At 42.3% G+C, this 18,624-nt stretch carries 15 protein-coding genes and 1 tRNA gene; 8 read left to right on the top strand and 8 right to left on the bottom strand.

The window, feature by feature from the left end; translation table 11 throughout:
- Positions 1 to 942: 942 nt before the first annotated feature.
- The 3 genes from EO95_RS12740 to eif1A all read left to right on the top strand — a co-directional run bounded on the left by EO95_RS12740 (position 943) and on the right by eif1A (position 2,499).
- The gene (locus tag EO95_RS12740) at positions 943 to 1,143 is read left to right on the top strand and encodes a CxxC-x17-CxxC domain-containing protein (protein ID WP_048135153.1); all 201 of its coding nucleotides are present in this window, start codon (positions 943 to 945) and stop codon (positions 1,141 to 1,143) included.
- A 508-nt stretch (positions 1,144 to 1,651) separates the two neighbouring features.
- The gene (locus EO95_RS12735) at positions 1,652 to 1,867 is read left to right on the top strand and encodes a CxxC-x17-CxxC domain-containing protein (RefSeq protein ID WP_048135151.1); all 216 of its coding nucleotides are present in this window, start codon (positions 1,652 to 1,654) and stop codon (positions 1,865 to 1,867) included.
- Positions 1,868 to 2,166: 299 nt separating this feature from the next.
- Positions 2,167 to 2,499 carry a translation initiation factor eIF-1A gene (gene eif1A, locus EO95_RS17185; RefSeq protein ID WP_082106045.1) on the top strand — a complete coding sequence of 111 codons (333 nt, stop codon included), beginning with the start codon at positions 2,167 to 2,169 and terminating at the stop codon, positions 2,497 to 2,499.
- Between the two features lie 460 nt (positions 2,500 to 2,959).
- On the opposite strand, the gene EO95_RS12725 is transcribed toward eif1A, so the two are convergent.
- From EO95_RS12725 to EO95_RS12710, 4 genes are all read right to left on the bottom strand, one after another.
- A complete protein-coding gene (locus EO95_RS12725; protein ID WP_048135157.1) occupies positions 2,960 to 4,369 on the bottom strand; it encodes an aspartate ammonia-lyase in 1,410 nt (469 codons plus the stop codon).
- 34 nt (positions 4,370 to 4,403) lie between these two features.
- On the bottom strand, positions 4,404 to 5,171 hold the full coding sequence (locus tag EO95_RS12720; protein ID WP_052733584.1) for a succinate dehydrogenase/fumarate reductase iron-sulfur subunit: 768 nt from the start codon (positions 5,169 to 5,171) through the stop codon (positions 4,404 to 4,406).
- A gap of 189 nt (positions 5,172 to 5,360) precedes the next feature.
- A complete protein-coding gene (locus EO95_RS12715) occupies positions 5,361 to 6,998 on the bottom strand; it encodes an acetolactate synthase large subunit (RefSeq protein WP_048135143.1) in 1,638 nt (545 codons plus the stop codon).
- 115 nt (positions 6,999 to 7,113) lie between these two features.
- A complete protein-coding gene (locus tag EO95_RS12710; protein ID WP_048135141.1) occupies positions 7,114 to 8,478 on the bottom strand; it encodes an NAD-dependent succinate-semialdehyde dehydrogenase in 1,365 nt (454 codons plus the stop codon).
- 255 nt (positions 8,479 to 8,733) lie between these two features.
- Between EO95_RS12710 and EO95_RS12705 the strand changes: the two genes are divergently transcribed.
- From EO95_RS12705 to EO95_RS16800, 4 genes are all read left to right on the top strand, one after another.
- Entirely contained in the window at positions 8,734 to 9,087 is a 354-nt protein-coding gene (locus EO95_RS12705; RefSeq protein WP_048135139.1) for a hypothetical protein, read from the top strand.
- Between the two features lie 721 nt (positions 9,088 to 9,808).
- A complete protein-coding gene (locus tag EO95_RS12695; protein WP_048135132.1) occupies positions 9,809 to 10,102 on the top strand; it encodes a hypothetical protein in 294 nt (97 codons plus the stop codon).
- 1,460 nt (positions 10,103 to 11,562) lie between these two features.
- Positions 11,563 to 11,850: a DUF2769 domain-containing protein gene (locus tag EO95_RS12690; RefSeq protein ID WP_235283008.1), complete on the top strand. Its 288-nt coding sequence runs from the start codon at positions 11,563 to 11,565 to the stop codon at positions 11,848 to 11,850.
- A 741-nt stretch (positions 11,851 to 12,591) separates the two neighbouring features.
- Positions 12,592 to 13,785 (top strand): PGF-pre-PGF domain-containing protein, encoded by a 1,194-nt coding sequence (locus EO95_RS16800; RefSeq protein ID WP_235283007.1) that lies wholly within the window; start codon positions 12,592 to 12,594, stop codon positions 13,783 to 13,785.
- A gap of 153 nt (positions 13,786 to 13,938) precedes the next feature.
- On the opposite strand, the gene EO95_RS12680 is transcribed toward EO95_RS16800, so the two are convergent.
- From EO95_RS12680 to EO95_RS12670, 3 genes are read right to left on the bottom strand one after another with little or no spacing between them, the layout of a single operon-like run.
- A complete protein-coding gene (locus EO95_RS12680; protein ID WP_048135128.1) occupies positions 13,939 to 14,724 on the bottom strand; it encodes an energy-coupling factor transporter transmembrane protein EcfT in 786 nt (261 codons plus the stop codon).
- Positions 14,721 to 16,193, bottom strand: coding sequence for an ABC transporter ATP-binding protein (locus EO95_RS12675; protein WP_048135126.1), 1,473 nt, complete (start codon positions 16,191 to 16,193; stop codon positions 14,721 to 14,723). Before EO95_RS12675 ends, EO95_RS12680 begins: the two co-directional genes overlap by 4 nt.
- A 3-nt stretch (positions 16,194 to 16,196) precedes the next feature.
- Positions 16,197 to 16,721, bottom strand: a complete 525-nt coding sequence (locus EO95_RS12670; protein ID WP_048135124.1) for a tryptophan transporter — start codon at positions 16,719 to 16,721, stop codon at positions 16,197 to 16,199.
- A 414-nt stretch (positions 16,722 to 17,135) separates the two neighbouring features.
- On the opposite strand from EO95_RS12670, the gene EO95_RS12665 reads away from it, so the two are divergent.
- Positions 17,136 to 18,116 (top strand): hypothetical protein, encoded by a 981-nt coding sequence (locus EO95_RS12665; RefSeq protein WP_235283006.1) that lies wholly within the window; start codon positions 17,136 to 17,138, stop codon positions 18,114 to 18,116.
- Positions 18,117 to 18,506: 390 nt separating this feature from the next.
- On the opposite strand, the gene EO95_RS12660 is transcribed toward EO95_RS12665, so the two are convergent.
- Positions 18,507 to 18,584 (bottom strand) — tRNA-Glu (locus EO95_RS12660).
- Between the last annotated feature and the right edge of the window lie 40 nt (positions 18,585 to 18,624).

The following is an 18,624-nucleotide window of genomic DNA, read 5'->3' as shown; positions in this document are numbered from 1 at the left end:
GGCTCGAGCGCAAAGGCTACCTTAAATAACTGCCTGATAATTTATAAGGCTCAATTCACAAAATACAACTTTCTTAATATTATTTGGTTTTAACCAGTGCCACGGTTTAAACCTCTTATTCCTCTTTTCAATAATTCTGCATTATTCAGAGCTATCTATAGTTTTCTGCCCTTTTCATCTCCTGCTTATCCTTTTCCAGCTTTTCAACAATCCTGCTTTATCTTTTTCCGGTTTTTCAACAATCCTGCTTTATCTTTCCGGTTTTTCAACAATCCTGCTTTATCTTTTATCAGATTGCACTATTTTACTGGTATGCTGATTGTACTTGCTTGCAGAGTTTGCTATTTCATGTATTACCCGGCTTAACATGCATACATGCATTATACTCCTGCTTTCGGATAGTGCCACAACAGTGTTATAATAAACTTGATTTTGTACCTCAAGTGCGTAAGTCTTAAAAACATTAAATCCGGGATATATTGCGTGAAAAAATTTGAATATAAGTGTGTTCCAATCCTGAAAATGGGAAGAGGAACTACAGAAGACCTCAACAGATTTGGTGCTGAGGGCTGGGAACTGGTCTGTGTATGGGCTTTCTGGCACTACCTAAAAAGAGAAATTGAGTAATTAAAAAAGTCAGGTTCCATTATTTTCTGAAAAGTAGTGGTCAAAAAGCCTGTGGAGTTTAAATATCGGTCGTTTGATCCGTAGGATCTGGATGATTTGGATTTAAAAGCAGGTGGCTTCAGATAAATTATATTTTTATGGTCTTTTAATCCGTATAGGCAAGATTTATATAATTTGATTGTATAGTGGAAACATTAAAAATAAAGAGATGTATAATCTGTTATTAAAAACTAATTTCTGTTTTTAATCAAAGAGCTCTATACAATCTTATTTTTAAGCAAATGACTATCCGTTGTAAGCGGAGGTGAAAAGAAAATGGCTTTTAATGACAGAAACTCCTTCCGGGGAAGAGACAGTAACCGGGGAGGTTTCGGAGCCCCGAAGGAAATGCACAACGCAACCTGTTCCGACTGCGGCGCTGAAACTCAGGTTCCTTTCAAACCTGATCCCGACAGACCGGTCTACTGCAGAGACTGCCTTCCTAACCACAGGAAGCCCAGAGAGAACCGCTACTAATTTCGAATTTATTCGAAAAATTTCACTTGATAGATTATGTCCGTTTTGCTTAGCTTGAGCAGGTCAAACGGACTACTTCTTTTTATAATGTACTTTATTAAATGATTATGCTGTTCCACTTTTCATTTGCTCAAAAATTGAGCTTTCTTTCGATCTTTTTTTTATAATTGAGCTGATTTTATCCTGTTACTCTATTTGTTCGTGGGGTCAGTTAATGGGCTCAGTTAATGGGGTCAGTTAATGAAAATCGTATACAGATGGGCTGTTCTCAAATCAGGTCAAAGAAGGCAGATGTGCCCGGTTTGCCAGACATAATCAATAACTCACGGGCACTACTCTATATTTTTTGATGGAAAATTTTATATAATTAAACTCCTATGTAGGAGTAGTTGAAAATAAAGAGACGTATAATTGTTATTAAAAACCAATTTTTGTTTTTAATCAATAAATTTTATACAATCTTGTTTTTACTCTATAGATATCCGCTATAAGCGGAGGTGAAACAAAAATGGGTTTTAATGACAGAGGAAACTCTTACCGTGGTGGCAGCAGAGACGGCAACCGTGGTGGAAGTGGTGGTTTCAGAGGCGGCAACAGCGGCCCCAGAGAAATGACTAAAGTAACCTGTTCTGACTGCGGTGTTGAGACCGAAGTTCCGTTCAAACCAACAGAAGGACGGCCGGTTTACTGCAGAGATTGCCTTCCTAACCACAGGAAGTTCTAATGATAATCTGGCTTGAGTGTTAATTTAATTATTTATTGGATTAACACCCAATTCATTTTCACTATTCGTTTTTTTATTTTCTTTGTTTTTCGCCTTTTGTTTTTATGGATGGGTTCAGAAATCAAATACATAACAATTTAATTAAATCTGTCCAAAACCGCAAATGTCTTTGATGGCATCCATAAAAGAAGGAAAAACAAACGGAATCTGGAATGATAATCAACAAATACAATTAAATTGAAATTATTAAGATATAAATCAGCAGAGGAGGAATTAATCTGGCTAATTACAGAAGCACTATAAGAAAAAGACAAGCAGGATCTAATAAACCAGTAGGGCCGGGAGACGGAGCCCAGGAAGTAACAAGGGTGAGAACTCCACGTAAGGACAGAAACGAAGTACTGGCAACAGTAGCAAGTTTACTTGGCTCTAAAAGAGTTACACTACAGTGTATGGACGGCGTTGTCCGCATGGGCCGTATCCCCGGTTCCAAGAAAAAGAGAATGTGGATCCGCGAAGGCGATGTTGTCATAGCCAACCCCTGGGAAGTTCAGGACTCAAAAGCTGATGTTACCTGGAAATACACAAGACCCCAGATTGAATGGCTTGAAAGAAAAGGGTACCTTAATTAAGATACCTTAAACAGTCCTTATTCGCTTTGCATAGCACTACCTTAACTGTAGCCTCAATCAGCCAGTGGTTTTGAATAATTGCAATTTATTTTGAATAATTGCAATATTATATCTACAAATTAGGAAGCGCAAATTAAAATTTATAAGTTAAAAAGCCTGAAATTCAGATTGAAAACGACCGAGAAAATATAACTAAAAACTTTTAATTAAAAATCCCACAAATAAACTGCGGATTTATGTGGGAAAACTGTCTCACTATTGACTTTCTCACGGTCTGCTTTTTAACTGTCAACGTTTTAAATATCAACGTTTTAAATATCAACGTTTTAAATATCAACGTTTTAACTGTCGACTTTTCTGTACTCAACTATCTCATTTTTCCAAGTATCTCATTATCCTAATTTATAAAGATATGTACTTTAGAAAGCATAAAACAGCAATATGCTCTGGAATTAAGCAGTTATAATAGCTTTTCAATTTTGAGCAGTTCATCAGCTTCCTCTTTACTCAAAATTCCTTTCATTAATACAACTTCCTTAACAGACATTTTCTTCTCCAGCACCTCTTTTGCGATCTCTGCTGCTTTAATATACCCGATCTTTGGAGCAAGGAAGGTTACCAGAATAGGATTTAGCTTAAGGTAATTCCTGCACCTGTCCTCATGCGCCTTAATTCCTTTTACACAACGTTCCTGAAAAACTGGCAGATAATTCGTGAGCAGGGCAATAGATACGAGCACGTTAGAAGTCATGACAGGAGTCATAACATTGAGCTCTAACTGCCCTGCCTGGGCTGCAAGAGCGACTGCTGTATCGTTACCCACAATCTGGAATCCTATCATATCCAGGCATTCAGCCATTACAGGGTTATATTTCCCGGGCATCATGGATGATCCGGGCTGTACAGGCGGGAGCTCAATTTCGGAAATTCCGGTTGTAGGGCCGGCATTAAGAAGCCTCAGGTCATTAGCTATTCTTATAAGTTCAAGTGCAAGTTCCCGGAGAGCCCCTGAAAAGGCTGCAAGCTGGGACCGGCTCTGCAGAGCTTCGAAGCTGTTATCTGCTCTTCGGAAAGGTAGTTTGCAAAGTTCGGAAAGTTTTGAGATTACAAGTTCCCGATAACCAGGATATGTATTTGCTCCTGTTCCGGTTGCAGTGCCTCCTAACGGAAGCTCCAGGAGATCATCTCTTCGTTCTTTTATCCTGCGTGAAGCCCTTAAAAGAGCAGCTGAATAAGCCCCGAACTCGTCTCCAAGTGTCACAGGTACGGCATCCATAAGATGTGTCCTGCCAGACTTCGGAATTCCTGAAAACTCTCTGGCCTTTGCCTGAAAAGCTCCCGATAGAGAAGCAAGCACATCAAGAAGCCTATCAGCTGCAAAAATGATGGCTATGTAGGAAGCGGTTGGAAAAGTATCATTAGTCGACTGGGCCCTGTTCACGTGGTCATTAGGGCTCAGAAAATCATAATCTCCCCTTTTTCGGCCCATTATTTCGAGAGCACGGTTTGCGAGAACCTCGTTAATGTTCATATTAAAGGAAGTTCCTGCCCCTGCCTGAAAAACATCTACGGGAAATTGGTCCGAATACTTTCCGGCAGGGTCTGAAAGTACTTCTTCAGCTGCTGCTACGATTGCGTTTCCTCTCTCCCTGTCAAGAGCTCCAAGTTCCATATTCGCAATCGCTGCTGCTTTTTTTATCAGAATGTATGCCCTGACTAATTCAGGCCTTTCCCTGTGCCCGCTGACAGGAAAATTGCAGAGCGCTCTCTGGGTCTGAATGCCGTAATAAATATTTTCCTGGATTTCCATTTCCCCAAGGGAATCCTTTTCAATTCGGGTTTTCAGAATAATAGACTCACCTAGCCTCATCTCAGAAAATTCTTCTTTAAAAGCTTCCGGAGTTTTAATCCGGTTTCTTTCCAAGCTCCTTGATTTCCTTTCTGGCTTTCCCTATTCCCTCAATAGGTGGAACGCCTTTCGGGCAGACAGCCCTGCAGTTGGCATGGAATTCACAGCCCCACCAGCCGAATTTACTGTTGGCAAGCATGAGCCTCGATTCATCATCAGCCTCACGTGGGTCAATATGGAATCTATACAGCTTTGCAAGAGCAGCCGGTCCCAAAAAATCTCTGTCTTTTCCCGAGACCGGGCAGGAACCCACACATGCAGCACAGAGTATGCAGTTTTTATACTTCTCAAGCTCCTTTACGTCATCAGGCTGCATGAGCCTCTCCTTCTCAGGGGGTTCGGAAACCGGTTTAAAGGTAGTCTCGACTGCCCTGTAGAATTCGAAGAATTTGTCCATATCCACAATAAGGTCCTTTACTTTTAGCAGGGCCGGGAGGGGTTCCACAAGGACCTCATTTTCGGGATTCCAGGAAACGGTCTCTTCCATTCCCGGAAAAGGTTTCAGCTTTATTTTACCTTCCCCTTTTAGAAGGGGCTCGATCCGGGTCCGACAGGCAAGCGCTGGTATTTTGTTAATTAGCATTGCACAGCTCCCGCAGACTGCCCCCCGGCAGGAATAGCGGAAGGCAAGGGAATCCTCGAACTCTTCCTGGATCTTGAATAGCGCAGAAAGCACTGTCATCCCTGCCGAGGGTTCGATTTCAAAGGTATCGTAATGGGACTCCCCGGTTTCTTGATTAAAGCGGAATACCTTCAGTTTCATCAGTATACACGCTCCTTTACCGGAAATTTTCCGAGCCTTACAGGCAGAGATTCAAGCACAGGTTTTCTCTGCATCTCCCAATTGTATCCCCCGGTGTTTGATTTCAACAATGGAGGGTTTGCATAATATCAACCTGCAAACCCTTGAAGAAAAATCTGCTTAAATCTGCTTAAATCTGCTTAAATCTGCTTATTCGAATTTACATGTAAGGTTTCTCAGTTCTATCGAGAAGGTCTCATAGTTTACGGAATAGTCGATAGGACATTCGATAACAACTACTTTATTCATGGCAAAAGCTTTTTCCAGAACTTCTGCAAGGTCATCGTCTTCTTTGACTTTGATTCCCGCAGCCCCGAAACTCTTGGCAAAGAGTGAAAAATCAGGGTTTCCATAGTCCAGGGCGAAATCCTCAAAATGCCTTTTTTTCTGCTTCCATTTAATAAAGCCAAAGGCATTGTCATTGAGAATCAGGACAACCACAGAGATTCCATGGCGGATTGCGGTCTCGAGCTCCTGGCAGTTCATCATAAAACCCCCGTCCCCGCAGATTGCAAGTACGCGGCGTTCCGGATGAAGAAGTTTTGCGGTAATTCCGGACGAGAGCCCTGCACCCATAGTTGCAAGAGCATTGTCAAGGAGCACAGTGTTCGGAGCATAGGTCTTGTAAAGGCGGGAGAACCAGAGTTTATAAATCCCGTTGTCCAGCGTGATTATGTCATCTCTCCCAAGCACTTTCCTGACATTCTGAACTACTGCCTGCGGAAGAGGGGGGTAACTTTTCCTGGCAGGAGCACTTATTTTTTCCTCTATGAAACTCCTGGTATGCTCAAAGATCGGAAATTCTCGCTTTTCCGGGATGTTTGCGGCAAGTTCTCTGATTGAAGAGACAATATCTCCAATGATTTCTATCGTAGGATTGAAATACCTGTCAGGTACGGAATCCACGAAATCTATATTTATGATCTTTTTATCCAGCTGCTCGTTCCAGAGGTAGGGAGGGTATTCTACGATATCGTAACCCACTGTTATTATCAGATCTGCCCCGTCAATTCCACAGTTTATGTAATCTCTTGCATGGATTCCGGTAGCAAAGAGGCTATAAGGACAGTCATCAGGGACTACCCCTTTTCCCATTTGTGTGTGCACAAGGTAGATTCCGGTCTTTCTGGCAAAATATTCGAGTTCTTCAGTGACCGCCTTCCGGTTAGCTCCTGAAGAGACTATTATAAGGGGAGTTTTAGCTTCGTGGATCATACTTGCTGCCATTTTAACAGCTTCAGGATCAGGACGGGGGATTTTGATCTCGCTCCGCTTCTGCACAACTGCATCTGTCTCTTCTCCAGCCACATCCTCAGGAAGCTCAATATGTACAGCTCCCGGCCTTTCGGCTTCCGCGTGCTTGAAGGCGTTTCGGATTACTGTAGGGATCATCCCCGGGTCGGTGATGGATACAGCCTTTTTGCAGAGCGGTTCCATCATCCTGACAACATCTACAAGCTGGAAACGGGCCTGCCAGTTGTCAATCAGCGCCTTTTGTCCGGAGATTGAGATAAAGGGAGCTCCTGTAAGCTGTGCCTGGGCAACACCTGTAACAAGGTTAGTCGCTCCCGGACCGAGGGTTGAAAAACAAACCCCCGGTTTTCCTGTCAGCCTCCCGTAAGCTGCAGCCATAAATGCCGCAGCCTGTTCATGCCTTGTTATGATCAATTTGATGTTCGAGTTTCGCAGAGATTCGAGAAAGTCAAGATTTTCTTCTCCAGGGAGTCCGAAAATATATTCCACGCCTTCCTCTTTAAGCTGGGCAACAAAAAGGTCCGAAGCTTTCATAAAAAACCTCAAGTATTACTCGATTCTAAATCTTACTCGATTCTAAATCTTACTTGATTCTAAATCTTACTTGATTCTAAATCTTACTTGATTCTAAATCTTACTCTATCTATTTTTATTTGTTAACCACGACGGTCTTTACGTTTACAAATTCCTTTATCCCGTAATATGAAAGCTCCCTTCCGATTCCGGATTTCTTGACCCCTCCAAAAGGCAGCCTTGGATCGGACTTTACTCTTCCATTGATGGTTACAAGACCTGCCCTGATCCTTTTTGCCAGCCTTTCGGCTCTCTTCAGGTCTTCAGACCAGATCTCGGCTCCGAGTCCGAATTCCGTGGAGTTTGCAATCTCCACAGCTTCATCCTCATCCTTTGCCATGATTACGGGTGCAATAGGCCCGAATACCTCAACATTGCAGACCTTCATGTCCGTACTGGCTGCAGGGATAAGGGTTGGCATAAAGAAAAAGCCGTTCTCCGGTTTCTCCCCGTAAATGTGGGGTTCCGCCCCTTTCTTTTTTGCATCCTTCAGGATCTTTTCAAGGCTGTCAACAAATTCTTTTTTTGCCACCGGCCCTATGTCAGTTTCCTCATCCATGGGGTCCCCGATTTTCAGCTCTTGCATATGCAGTTCAAATGCCTCGATGAAATCCACAACAACATCTTCAATGACAATGAACCTCTTGGCAGCAGTACAGCTCTGCCCGGTATTGAGAAAACGGGACTTTACTGCGACCTGCGCAGCTCGGTCTATATTTGCATCCTCAAGCACTATGAAAGGGTCAGACCCTCCAAGTTCCAGCACAAAAGGCTTGATCATTCTCCCGGCAAGCTCTCCTATCTCAGACCCTGCTACTACGCTTCCGGTAAGTGAAACCCCGTCCACAAGGTCTTCATCAAGAATTTCCATGGCAGCTTTAGAGTCTATCAGCAGGGTCTTAAATACATCCTCAGGCAGTCCTGCTCCGGTAAAGACCTTTTCTATTTCAAGAGCCGACCCGGGCACGTTGGACGCATGCTTTAGCAGGCACACGTTTCCTGCAATCAGTGCGGGCACTGCAAACCTGAAAACCTGCAAGAAAGGGTAATTATAGGGCATTATCCCGAGAATTATTCCAAGGGGTTCAAAGGTGACATAGCTTTTTTCAGCTTCTGTTTCCACAACTTCGTCTTTCAGAAAATCTGCTGCATTTTCCGCATAATAGTCACAGAGACATGCGCATTTTTCAATTTCTCCAAGCGACTGCCTTATTGGCTTTCCCATTTCTTTTGTAATAATCTCGGCATATACCCTTTTGTTCTGCCTGAGCACCTCAGCTGTCCGCGCGATATACGTCGTTCTTTCCTCAACTGAAAAAGAACCCCATGATGAAAAAGCAGACCTGGACTTTTCAATCTGGTCTTCGCAGTCCCCGAAAGATAATGCATCGTAAGTCCAGTTCACTTCTTCAGTATAAGGATTAACGGATTTGATTTTCATGACTTGCCCCCACCCAAAAAGAGTCCTTTAGTATTATTGGAATTCCCGCTATTATAATTTAAGGGCAGGTAAGACTCTTAAATGGAAAAAAATGCTCTGATTTGCTTTCCGATATCTGTTTCCGAGATGAACTCAGATTTCATCCGGTAGATTCAAAATTAACTAAATAACGAAACTGTGTTCAGAAGCTGGTAGTAACAATTATAAAACCGGAATATTAATTATAAAGCACTCAATTTTACATGGGGGAAAAATATGAGAAAAGCACTGCTTATTTTAATAGTTCTATTCAGCGTGTTCCTGGCAATAGGATGCGCAGGTACCGAACAGCCGAATGAAACAGGAACTCCAACTGAAGAGATGCCTGTAACCGAAGAGATGCCTGCAACTGAAGAGGTGCCTGTGACTGAAGAGGTAACTGAAACTGAAGAGGAGACTGCAACTGAAGAAATGAATGCAACTGAAACCGAAACTGTAACCGAAGAAGGAGGCGCAGTCGAAGAGGAAATTATAGCTGAAGAGGAAATGACAGCCGCAGAGGAAGAAGATACTGAAACTGCAACCACCACAGAAAGGACTGGAGTAATCCAGGTAACTCCTAACAAATAAATGGTGGAAGCGGCAGTTCAAAATACAGCTTTTAATTTTAGCCGATTACAGTATAAAATCAGGTAATATCGTAATATGGGCGAATGAGGGTTTTCAAAAACAAATGAAGGTGCAGCTACAGCATTTAAGTCCAATAAGCAGAATAAGATATATCTAAGATCTTTTTCTCGAAAAGGCATCTATGAATGCCTTTATTCGATCCATCCGGTATTGAATAGTTGTTTATAACGGTTATGATGGGTTATTTCATTGGAGGATTATAAATCTATAAAAAGATGAACAAGATTGTCAAAGAGTTAATTGAATTCTCTGTTTTAAGGATCATATTTGAAATAGGGGGCTTGTCCGAAAATCTTAATTTAATTGGGAAAGTCTTTCAAAAACAGCTCTTATTTTTCAGGTTGGAATATGCAGCTTTTAAGTATGCAATTAAAACTATATCGTTTTTCTATCAATTAAGCCAAATTTATTTTTTTCCTGGTTCTCAAGTTACTGAATCCATTTCAAATAGTCTTATTTTTAAGAGCCTTCTATCATTCCGGAAATGGTTAAACCCGGGGGGAAAACAGTGCTTTGAATTGACTATATCTGTCTTTCAAATTTCTGGTCCATACTCTAAATCATAAAAAACTATGTTTAGAAGCTGATATAAACTATTATAATATCAAACATAATATCAAACCATTAATTATAAATTATCTGATTTTTGCGTGGGGAGACGATGAGAAGAGAATTGGTTATTTTGCTGGTCTTATGCAGTGTATTCCTTGCAATAGGATGTACTGACACTGGTACTGAAGAACCTGTAACTCCAGTCGAAGAAGCAACTCCAGTTGAAGAGTTATCTCCAGTTGAAGAAGTAACTCCCGTTGAAGTAATTCCAGCTGAGAACGAAACCATAACTGAAGACGAAACTGTAACTGAAGACGAAACTGCGGTTGAAGAAGAATCTCAAGCTGGAAACACTACAGATAGGGGCGGAGTTATCAAAGTAACTCCTAGCCAGAATTACTGAAATAGTAACTCCAACTGAGAAAAAACGAGATCTAATAATCAGCAGAGCAACTTCTATCCAGAGCTGAACCATTGGAGTAGTAATTCAGAATCTGTCCTTAGTCCCATGCTCTACAGATATTTCTTGATATCGCGAATGGGATTTTTAAAGCGACAGCTGCGGAGTTTTTGTTCGAATCTTATTTCTATGAGAGGCCTTTTTAATAGGTTCTGATTTGTAACTCGTATAGAGGGTAATATGCAGCTTTAATTTTATCCTGTCGCTGACATATTGTGCTAATTAATACAGTATTTTTCTCACAAAAAACGCATTGTATCGGCACAGCATCTTTTGGAAAAATGAACACTGTCAAAAATCAAAAAACATATTTTTTTATCAGTGGCCGAATAGTTGCTTGAAATTTCGTTTATTCCACGTTTTGCTTTACTTGAAAATTTCAATTGGATTAAAAAATTCGAAACTACCTATATTTTAGAGATAAACTATATTTTTCAGTGGGTTATAAAATAATGCCTCGATCAAATGTTAATAAGCAAACAAAATTAATCAATCATTGAATATTTAACATAATTTATTATATATAGAATTTCAGCATTAGAAAGATAGTAATTGTAAGAGAAGCACATTAGTGCATGTTTGTACGTAGAATACTTGGGGAGTATTCATTAATAGGGGTTTCATCCGATTGAGAGCCCAAGGGATCATAATAAAGGGCTCTCAATCAATCACCACAAACAACAGCAAATCTTTATTGCTTTCTCTTACAGTTGTGTAAAGAATATGTGGGAGTATTCTTTAAAGGGGGTTTCATACGATTGAGGGCCCATGAACCATAACAACGGGCTCTCAATCAATCACCAACACCTTATATTTCAACCAACTTTTTTATACAAATGACAACTAATATAACATGGTATAGATAGAAAATTCACTATTTACAGAATCTCCCCGGATGTTAACTTGACCCCTTATAAATCTCTCTAATAATTATCCTACTATTCTATGATATATAAGTTCTTTGATATATGGGCCAGTATAGAAACTTCACACTTCCAGGTGCAAAAACTTCATACTTTATAATTACTGAATCTTCAAACTATTGCAATTTTTTGATCACTTTGCAATTTTTTGATCACTTTAAGTCTGTTTCTGGAACTTTCTTTTGCGTGGTCAATCTAACTTTTAATGTTACGTTTTTTGACATTTTTCTGTAGCTCTTATTTTTAATTATCGATGGGCTGGTTATCCTTATCTCCAGGCCACTTATCTAATTTTTATTTCATGATTTAACATCTCGTTTTGGAATTGAATTTTGCCAGCGGTTTTATTATTATTATCAATATAACTCTTCTATGGGGAATCTTATGGTCTCAGATGATAAATCCAGAAATGAATTATTTTTCCAAAAAACTGCTCAAACCAGGGGACATAAACAAAAGATACAGCATAAATCCGAGCTTATGGAGTCTTCTCAAATCAGTGAGGCCGGGAAACAGTTCCGGTCGGTAGTAGCTGACACTCCTGAAAACCTTCGCATCTATATGGAACACTGTGGCACATGCCCGAGTCTTCCCTTTCCACCTGAACCTTTCCTTTTTTGTGCGCGCGGGTGTTCATCCGAAATGGTTTTGAAAAAGAGCTGCAACTGCCCTGTATGTCCCATTTACAATAAATATAGGTTACAAAGCCTGTACTTCTGTGAAACCGGAAAAGCCGCAGAAAGAAGAAACGAAGAAAGGAAAGCATGAGGGACATAGAGATCTATTAATGTGATTCAGTAGAAATTAATAGGGTTCTAATTAGCAGCTCTTCATTTTTTAAAATCTTATTTTTATAATTTTTTTAATTAGATTACTTTAGTTTCATAATTTTTATTAGGAATTACATTTCCATTAAATTATATGGTTGTTTGAATATTATTTACTAATGAAACATTGAGAATCGTCTTAATATTCGATCTTTCGGTTATGTATTTTGGGGGAAGAAGTTATGAGGATATATTTAACAGTATCATGTTTCTTGCTTTTGTTTTTCGTATTGTTGATGCCATCTAATACTGTAGCATCTGAAACAAATTAAGATGTTGAACTTGCTGAGGCTGATATCGACCTTTCCGGAACAGGACCCGCAGATTCCCTGGTTTCCGAAACCTTAGGCACAGCTGTTTATATAGATAAGAAACTTTACAATAATGAATACGCTCTTATCTCCGTAACAACAAAAAACAACGGAGAAAAATCAAGTGAAGGCCATATTACGGTTTCGTTTCCGAATAATGAGGAAATATTGAGTATGGAAGGAAGCGGGGACAGTGTAAAACTCTATCCGCGTGGAAGTTCGATTGAGGGAAAAGACGGGATAAATATTGATTCATCGGGTATCTTTTTGTCGACCTGGTAAAGTCCGGCTGGGAAACAGGGAAAAATGAAACTCTCAACCTGAAGGTCAAGCCAAATAAGGGGTCCGATGAGGTTGTATTCCTGGTAAGAGTGGCATTGAAGAATGATGCAACCGGAAATTATGAGAGGTATCCCGAAACATCGAGTGATGTGGACCAGCAAGGGTGGTACGTTTATAAAAACCTGATAGGCGTATCCGGCTATCCCGATTTGATAATCGAGGATATTTCCTGGGAACCGGCAAATCCCTGTGAAAACGAAAATGTGACATTTAAAGTTACGCTGATGAATGTGGGTCTTGCACCATCTGGAAATTGCAGTGTAAAATGCTACTTGAATGGAAATGAAATCTCTTTTTCTCCGGTTGCCGGGCTTGAGGAGGGTTCGAAAACTTCCTTTACATTCAACTGGGTCCCAACCAGTCCGGGAAGCATGGACTTAAAGGTAGTTGTAGATGCGGAGGGCCAGTTTTTCGAGTTTAATGAAGAGAATAACGAAAAATCAGGGATATTTAAAGTGATAAGTTTCACGACCTCTTCTTCCGGTTCGTCTTCTTCTTCAAGCTCCGGAGGTGCCGGTGGCTCTCCCGAACTTGCCAGCAATGTTGAGGTAAAAGAACTAGCCCAGCAGTTTATCAGCAACGGCAACCATGCTAAATTCGTATTCTCAAAAAATGTGACCTCAATAGCGTACATTGAATTCGATCCCAAAAAGACCGTCGGAAAAACTACAACTATTGTCGAAACGCTTAAGGGAAAATCCACCCTGGTAACGGAACTGCCCTCCGGGAAAGTTTATGAAAACACTAATATCTGGGTAGGAAATGAAGGGACTGCAAGCCCGGGTAACATTGAAAACGCAGTTGTTGGCTTCAAGGTCGAGAAAGCCTGGATTAATTCAAATGGCATTGATTCGGCTTCAGTCAGGCTTTGTAAGTTTGACAACGGAAAGTGGGTAGAACTCTCTACCAGCCAGACCAGTGAAGATGATAAATACATCTATTATGAGGCAGATACTCCCGGGTTCTCAGCTTTTTCAATAATGGCCCTTTATCCGGAAGAGGACGTTTCAGGGGTATCCTTGCCCCTGGGGAATTCTGTCGATGAAAAGGATTTCAAGGCAGTTTCCGGAGCTTCAGGCGAGAAAGAATCTGATGTTGCCGATTCTGAAGCTGAGGAGAATAATTCCGGAATTTCCGGAAGCCTGAAAAAAGTATTACTGCCAGTGGTTATGCTTGCTGCAGTAATTCTGGTTGGCTATGTGATTTCAAGGAAGCGAAGTTAAGGCTTAACTTCCTATTTTTCTCTTTTTTGATTCTTCTGCTTCTTTTTTATGGATTTTGATAATTTCATTCTTTTCTGCAGTTCAGTTCTTTTCTGTAGTTCAGTTCTTTTCTGAAGGTTTTTCTGAGTTTCAGATGGAGAAGTTAGGGTGAGCTTACATCAATCCGCCCAGCACCACTCCAAGCCCCATAACAGCCACACAGCCCACAGCTGCTACATCGGTCTTATTCCAGGAAAGCTTATTTTTCTCAACGCTCTGCCGGCTCCTGTAGCCCCTCATGTCCATGGTCAGGCCGAGCACCTGGGTCCTTCCGAGGGAATTTGCGACCAGGGGCACGAGGATTGGCTTTACACTCATAATTTTTCCGCGGAGGCCTTTACCGGGGTTGTAGCCCCTTGCGAGCTGGGCTTCATGGATACGCTGGCCTTCTATCTGGAGGCTTGGGATGAAGCGGAGGGCGATTACGAACATGAGCACGTAGTCCACAGGGATGTGGATTGCCAGGAGGGCTTTCATGAGGTCACTTGGTTTTGTGGTGACCACCAGGAGCTGGAAAGCAAAAAGCATTGCAAAGAAACGGAGGGAAAGAACGGTTCCAAAGTCCAGGGCTCCGGTTGTGATCGGGACAAGCCCTCCGGCCGTCAGGGTACCGGCGGGAACCAGGTAGCCGACAGTTTCCCCGCTTTTCAGGGTGAAGACGGTGAGCAGGATCAGGGTGACGCTCAGGAAGACCAGGAGTTTTAGCTGCTTGAGGAGTTCCTGCTGGAGACCGGCTCTTAAGGAAGCCAGAAAAATCCCAAGCACCATAAAGGCAAGGACTTCGGGGTTTGTTGTGAACACGCTCAGGGCTATTATGCCCGTTACTGCAGCGATCTTCGAAAGCGGGTTCATGCGGTGTAAAAAGCTGTCCCTGTTTATGTACTGCATAATCTCTTTCATGCGCATGTGCCTCCTCTTACACATTCTTTACTGACACATTCTTTACTGGAAAATTTCCTGTTAACCGAATCTTCCACAATTTTTCCTGACTCCATACGAATAACTCTTTCTGCATGGTCTCTTACGATCTGCAGGTTATGAGTCACCATGACTATGGTGTGGCCTTCCTGCTGGAGCTTTCGCATGAGCTGCATCATCCGGTCTGACTCTTCGGCGTCCAGGCCTGTGGTGGGCTCGTCAAGCACTATCAGTTCAGGTTTCATTGCAATTACACAGGCAACAGCCAGCCTCTGCCTCTCTCCGCGGCTAAGGTGGCGGGGGAAGACTTTTTGCTTTTCACTCAGGTTTACGAGTTCCAGGGAATGGAGGATTGCTCTTGCTGCTTCAGGCCCTTTTACTCCAATATTATTCAGCCCGAAATTAATTTCGGCTTCCACGGTATCTTCAAAGAGCATGTTGTCCGGGTTCTGGAAGACCAGGCCTGTGTGCTTCACGAGCTCGTTTATGGGAACTGTGGAGGCATCTAGACCCTTTAAGGTTACGTTTCCGGAGTAAGGGCGCAGAAGGCCGTTGAAATGTTTCACAAGAGTAGTCTTTCCCGAGCCGTTTTCTCCCAGGATGGCAACGAGCTCCCCAGGGTAGATATCAAGGTCAATGCTATCGAGCGCCAGGACTTCTCCATAACGCTGGGTGAGTTTCTTTACGGAAATAATCGGCTGTCCATCTTTTCTTGAAAGGGGAAGGCCTGTTGTACCTTCCTCATGTGTGTGAGAGGTTGCTGTAAAGTCCGAGGGGCTTTTTATGGCCTTTATTTTACCCTTTTCAAGAAGCACGACTCGATCCCCTATTTCCAGGAAGTCCTCTATATTGTGGTCGACGATTATAATCGTCTTTCCGGCTTCTTTTAAGCGCTTCAGGATGGAAAATACTTTTCTTACAGCTTTTGTATCCAGTTCGGCGGTAGCTTCGTCAAGGATTAGAACTTCCGTATCCAGGGCAAGGGTTGCTGCAAGGGCAACTTTTTGCTTCTGCCCGCCCGACAGAGCGTGAGGAGCCCGGTGTTTCAGGTGGCTGATATCACAGAGTTCCATTACCTCTTTTAACCTGCGCCCTATTTCGGCTTCGGAGTGGAAGCGGTTTTCGAGCCCTGAGCGGATTTCTTCTTCGACGGTGGTGAAAATCAGCTGGGACTCAGCATCATCAAAAACCATCCCTATATGCCGGCTCAGTTCCTTCATGCCGTCAAAGCCCCGGATATCCTTTCTTTTGAAAGAGAGGTCTCCTTCGATCCGGCCCCCTATTTCATGGTGGAGAATCCCTGCCATTGCAAAGGCAAGCGTTGATTTTCCTGCTGCGCTGTGTCCGGTGACCAGGAGCAGTTCCCCGGCCTGGATTTCAAGGTTGATGCGATCCAGAGCCGGGTTTCCAGCTGTGCCATAGGTATACGAGAAGTCTTTGAGTTCAATCATGATTTATGCTTTCCCCCGGGCAAGTACCTTTGAAGCGGGAACATAGAGGATCTGGACAATAACGGCGTTAGCAATTGCAGTCAACACTACGATGGGGATTATAGCACCTACAAAAGCTCCCATGGTCTCAAACTTTGACATGATTGTAGGGGCAACAAGAAGCATTGCAATAATTACAAAGCTTGTCCCGCTGGCAAGGGTCCCGAGCAGGGTTGAAAGGGCCGGAGAGACCGATAGCTTGTTACTGAGAGCTTTATATGTGAACAGGCATGTGACTGCCCCTATTGGTTCGCTGATAAGGTTTGCAGGTGGGAAAATAGAATGGCTGAGAAGGGCACATACGATGCCTGCTACGATCCCTATCCCTATTACTTCCGTGAATTTGGGTACGACAAGGATAATTGCAAGACAGTAAAAGGCTATTACGAGATTCGAGACTATGGGTCCCGGGATAACAAGGGATAAATAGCGCACAATTGCACCGACTGCGAGTAAAATTCCAACAATAGCAATATCCTGAGATTTCATTAAAACCATCTTCCTGCATCAGTTTTTTAGGAGAACTTTCCTGAGTTCATAAATGCCACAAATCAGTCCAAGATCATAAATCAGTTAACACAGCAATCAATTAACACAGCAATCAATTAACACAGCAATCAATTAACACAGCAATCAATTAACACAGCAATCAATTAACACAGCAATCAGTTAAACATAGTAAATTGATCAACATAATAAATGCACTCCACATCCTAGTACACTAGGGCATAATAATGTACATTAGTATATGTACTTTACGCTTTATTGACCTATTTTTGCGCTTTTTTCTGCGCCTTTACCCGCACCTTTCCATATCTGCCCATAAATCTGTTCAGAAAATACTCCGTTTTTGATATAGCCCTGAGGAATTTCTTACAGCCATGGAGAGCTTCCGATAGGAAAATGGCTCTGATAGGAAAACTGATCATGAGACAGGACATAAGATTAACAAAGACTATTCCGGGGTGTTGCATGTCTTCGGTGGATGAACGTGAGCTGGCTGAAGTCAGGATGATTGAAGAGGGCTTCAGGAAAGCCTATGATGGGGATGCTAAAGGGGTGGTAGATGCTTTTAGCAGCCTGAGGGATTTCGCAGTGCAGCTGATACATATGGATATTACTGCAGAATACGAGCTTGATGCAAAAGCTCTGATAATTGCTATGGGGGACATAGGCAGAGCGACTGTCGAAAAAGGAATGGAGATTGCATCCGTAGCCTCAGTCCGTTCTCTTGGGGAAGTGGCTGTTGAGGCTGCAGATCAGAAAAGAGAGTCACTTGCATTAAAAGCACTTTCCGGTCTGGGGAGTCTTGCCCTGGAGTTTGCAGGAAAGGGCATGGATGCTGTGGCAAGAAGTGCAGCCGAATCCCTGGGAAACTTCGGGAAAAACTCTTCAAGGGAAAAAATGGAGGTTCTGGCAAGCCTTTCCGAGATATATCTTATGCAATTATCCATGAAAGCAATGGAAGAAAACCTCTCCGAGACCCTGGCTACTGCCGTAAACCTTCTCGGAGAAATAGGGGCTTCTTCAGCCGGGCAGGAATTGGAGGATAGTGCGGTCGGGGCTGCGATCCTCCTTGAGGAACTGGGTACTGCTGCTGTAAGGAAAAGGAATGAGCCTCAGGTAGAGGATGTGATCCAGGCACTTGGAAAACTGGGAAAGGATCTTTCCCGGCAGGGTTCTAAAAGTGCACTTGTTCAAACTGTATGGGCTCTGGAAACCCTCCGAATCCTTGCGCTGGAATATGGGATGGAAACTGCTGTTGCTGCAGGGAAGCTGGCACTGGAATCGCTAAGTACAGCAGGAGTCCTCGATGAAGCACAAAACCTGGAAAGAATCCAGGAAATAAAGGAGTTCCACCAGCGTATCCTTAGAAGAAATTGATTGATAGTAATTGATTGATAGTAATTGATTGACAGTAATTGATTGACAGTAATTGATTGACAAAAAGTTGACCTGTAAAAAAGGAGGAGGAAAAAGATGAGTGTAAAAACTCTGGACCTGAAGGAATTTCAGGCAGGTCACACAGTTCTGGGATCAAATGTAAACTCCGGATATTAAGAGATCTTTAAATAAAATCCGGACACAGAATGCAGTTTTTCAGACATGGTTTCAACTTCCTAGCTCACCCTCAGGCAAAATAATCTGGAAGAAATATTACAATAAAAATGTCCAAAAATCTATTTTTCACATTACACAAAAACATATTAGAAAAAGAATTTAAAACATATTAGAAAAAGAATTTAAAACATATTAGAAAAAGGAATTGGAATTTGGTGCTCCGGCCGGGATTTGAACCCGAGTCTTCGGCTCGAAAGGCCGGAATGATTGGCCGGACTACACTACCGGAGCCCATTGCATCTCACAGCGAATCCAACAATATCCTTTGTAA

The sequence above is a fragment of the Methanosarcina sp. 1.H.T.1A.1 genome (assembly GCF_000979295.1).
Lineage (GTDB): Archaea > Halobacteriota > Methanosarcinia > Methanosarcinales > Methanosarcinaceae > Methanosarcina.
The sequence above is the reverse complement of the archived record's forward strand: the minus strand, read 5'-3'. Positions and strand labels throughout refer to the sequence as shown.

Bases quoted from the DNA above. Each gene is read 5' to 3' on its own strand.
- EO95_RS12740 (WP_048135153.1), top strand. From the start codon at position 943: ATGGCTTTTAATGACAGAAACTCCTTCCGGGGAAGAGACAGTAACCGG.
- EO95_RS12735 (WP_048135151.1), top strand. From the start codon at position 1,652: ATGGGTTTTAATGACAGAGGAAACTCTTACCGTGGTGGCAGCAGAGAC.
- EO95_RS12725 (WP_048135157.1), bottom strand. From the start codon at position 4,369: ATGAGGCTAGGTGAGTCTATTATTCTGAAAACCCGAATTGAAAAGGAT.
- EO95_RS12720 (WP_052733584.1), bottom strand. From the start codon at position 5,171: ATGAAACTGAAGGTATTCCGCTTTAATCAAGAAACCGGGGAGTCCCAT.
- EO95_RS12715 (WP_048135143.1), bottom strand. From the start codon at position 6,998: ATGAAAGCTTCGGACCTTTTTGTTGCCCAGCTTAAAGAGGAAGGCGTG.
- EO95_RS12710 (WP_048135141.1), bottom strand. From the start codon at position 8,478: ATGAAAATCAAATCCGTTAATCCTTATACTGAAGAAGTGAACTGGACT.
- EO95_RS12705 (WP_048135139.1), top strand. From the start codon at position 8,734: ATGAGAAAAGCACTGCTTATTTTAATAGTTCTATTCAGCGTGTTCCTG.
- EO95_RS12695 (WP_048135132.1), top strand. From the start codon at position 9,809: ATGAGAAGAGAATTGGTTATTTTGCTGGTCTTATGCAGTGTATTCCTT.
- EO95_RS12690 (WP_235283008.1), top strand. From the start codon at position 11,563: ATGGAGTCTTCTCAAATCAGTGAGGCCGGGAAACAGTTCCGGTCGGTA.
- EO95_RS12680 (WP_048135128.1), bottom strand. From the start codon at position 14,724: ATGAAAGAGATTATGCAGTACATAAACAGGGACAGCTTTTTACACCGC.
- EO95_RS12675 (WP_048135126.1), bottom strand. From the start codon at position 16,193: ATGATTGAACTCAAAGACTTCTCGTATACCTATGGCACAGCTGGAAAC.
- EO95_RS12670 (WP_048135124.1), bottom strand. From the start codon at position 16,721: ATGAAATCTCAGGATATTGCTATTGTTGGAATTTTACTCGCAGTCGGT.
- EO95_RS12665 (WP_235283006.1), top strand. From the start codon at position 17,136: ATGGCTCTGATAGGAAAACTGATCATGAGACAGGACATAAGATTAACA.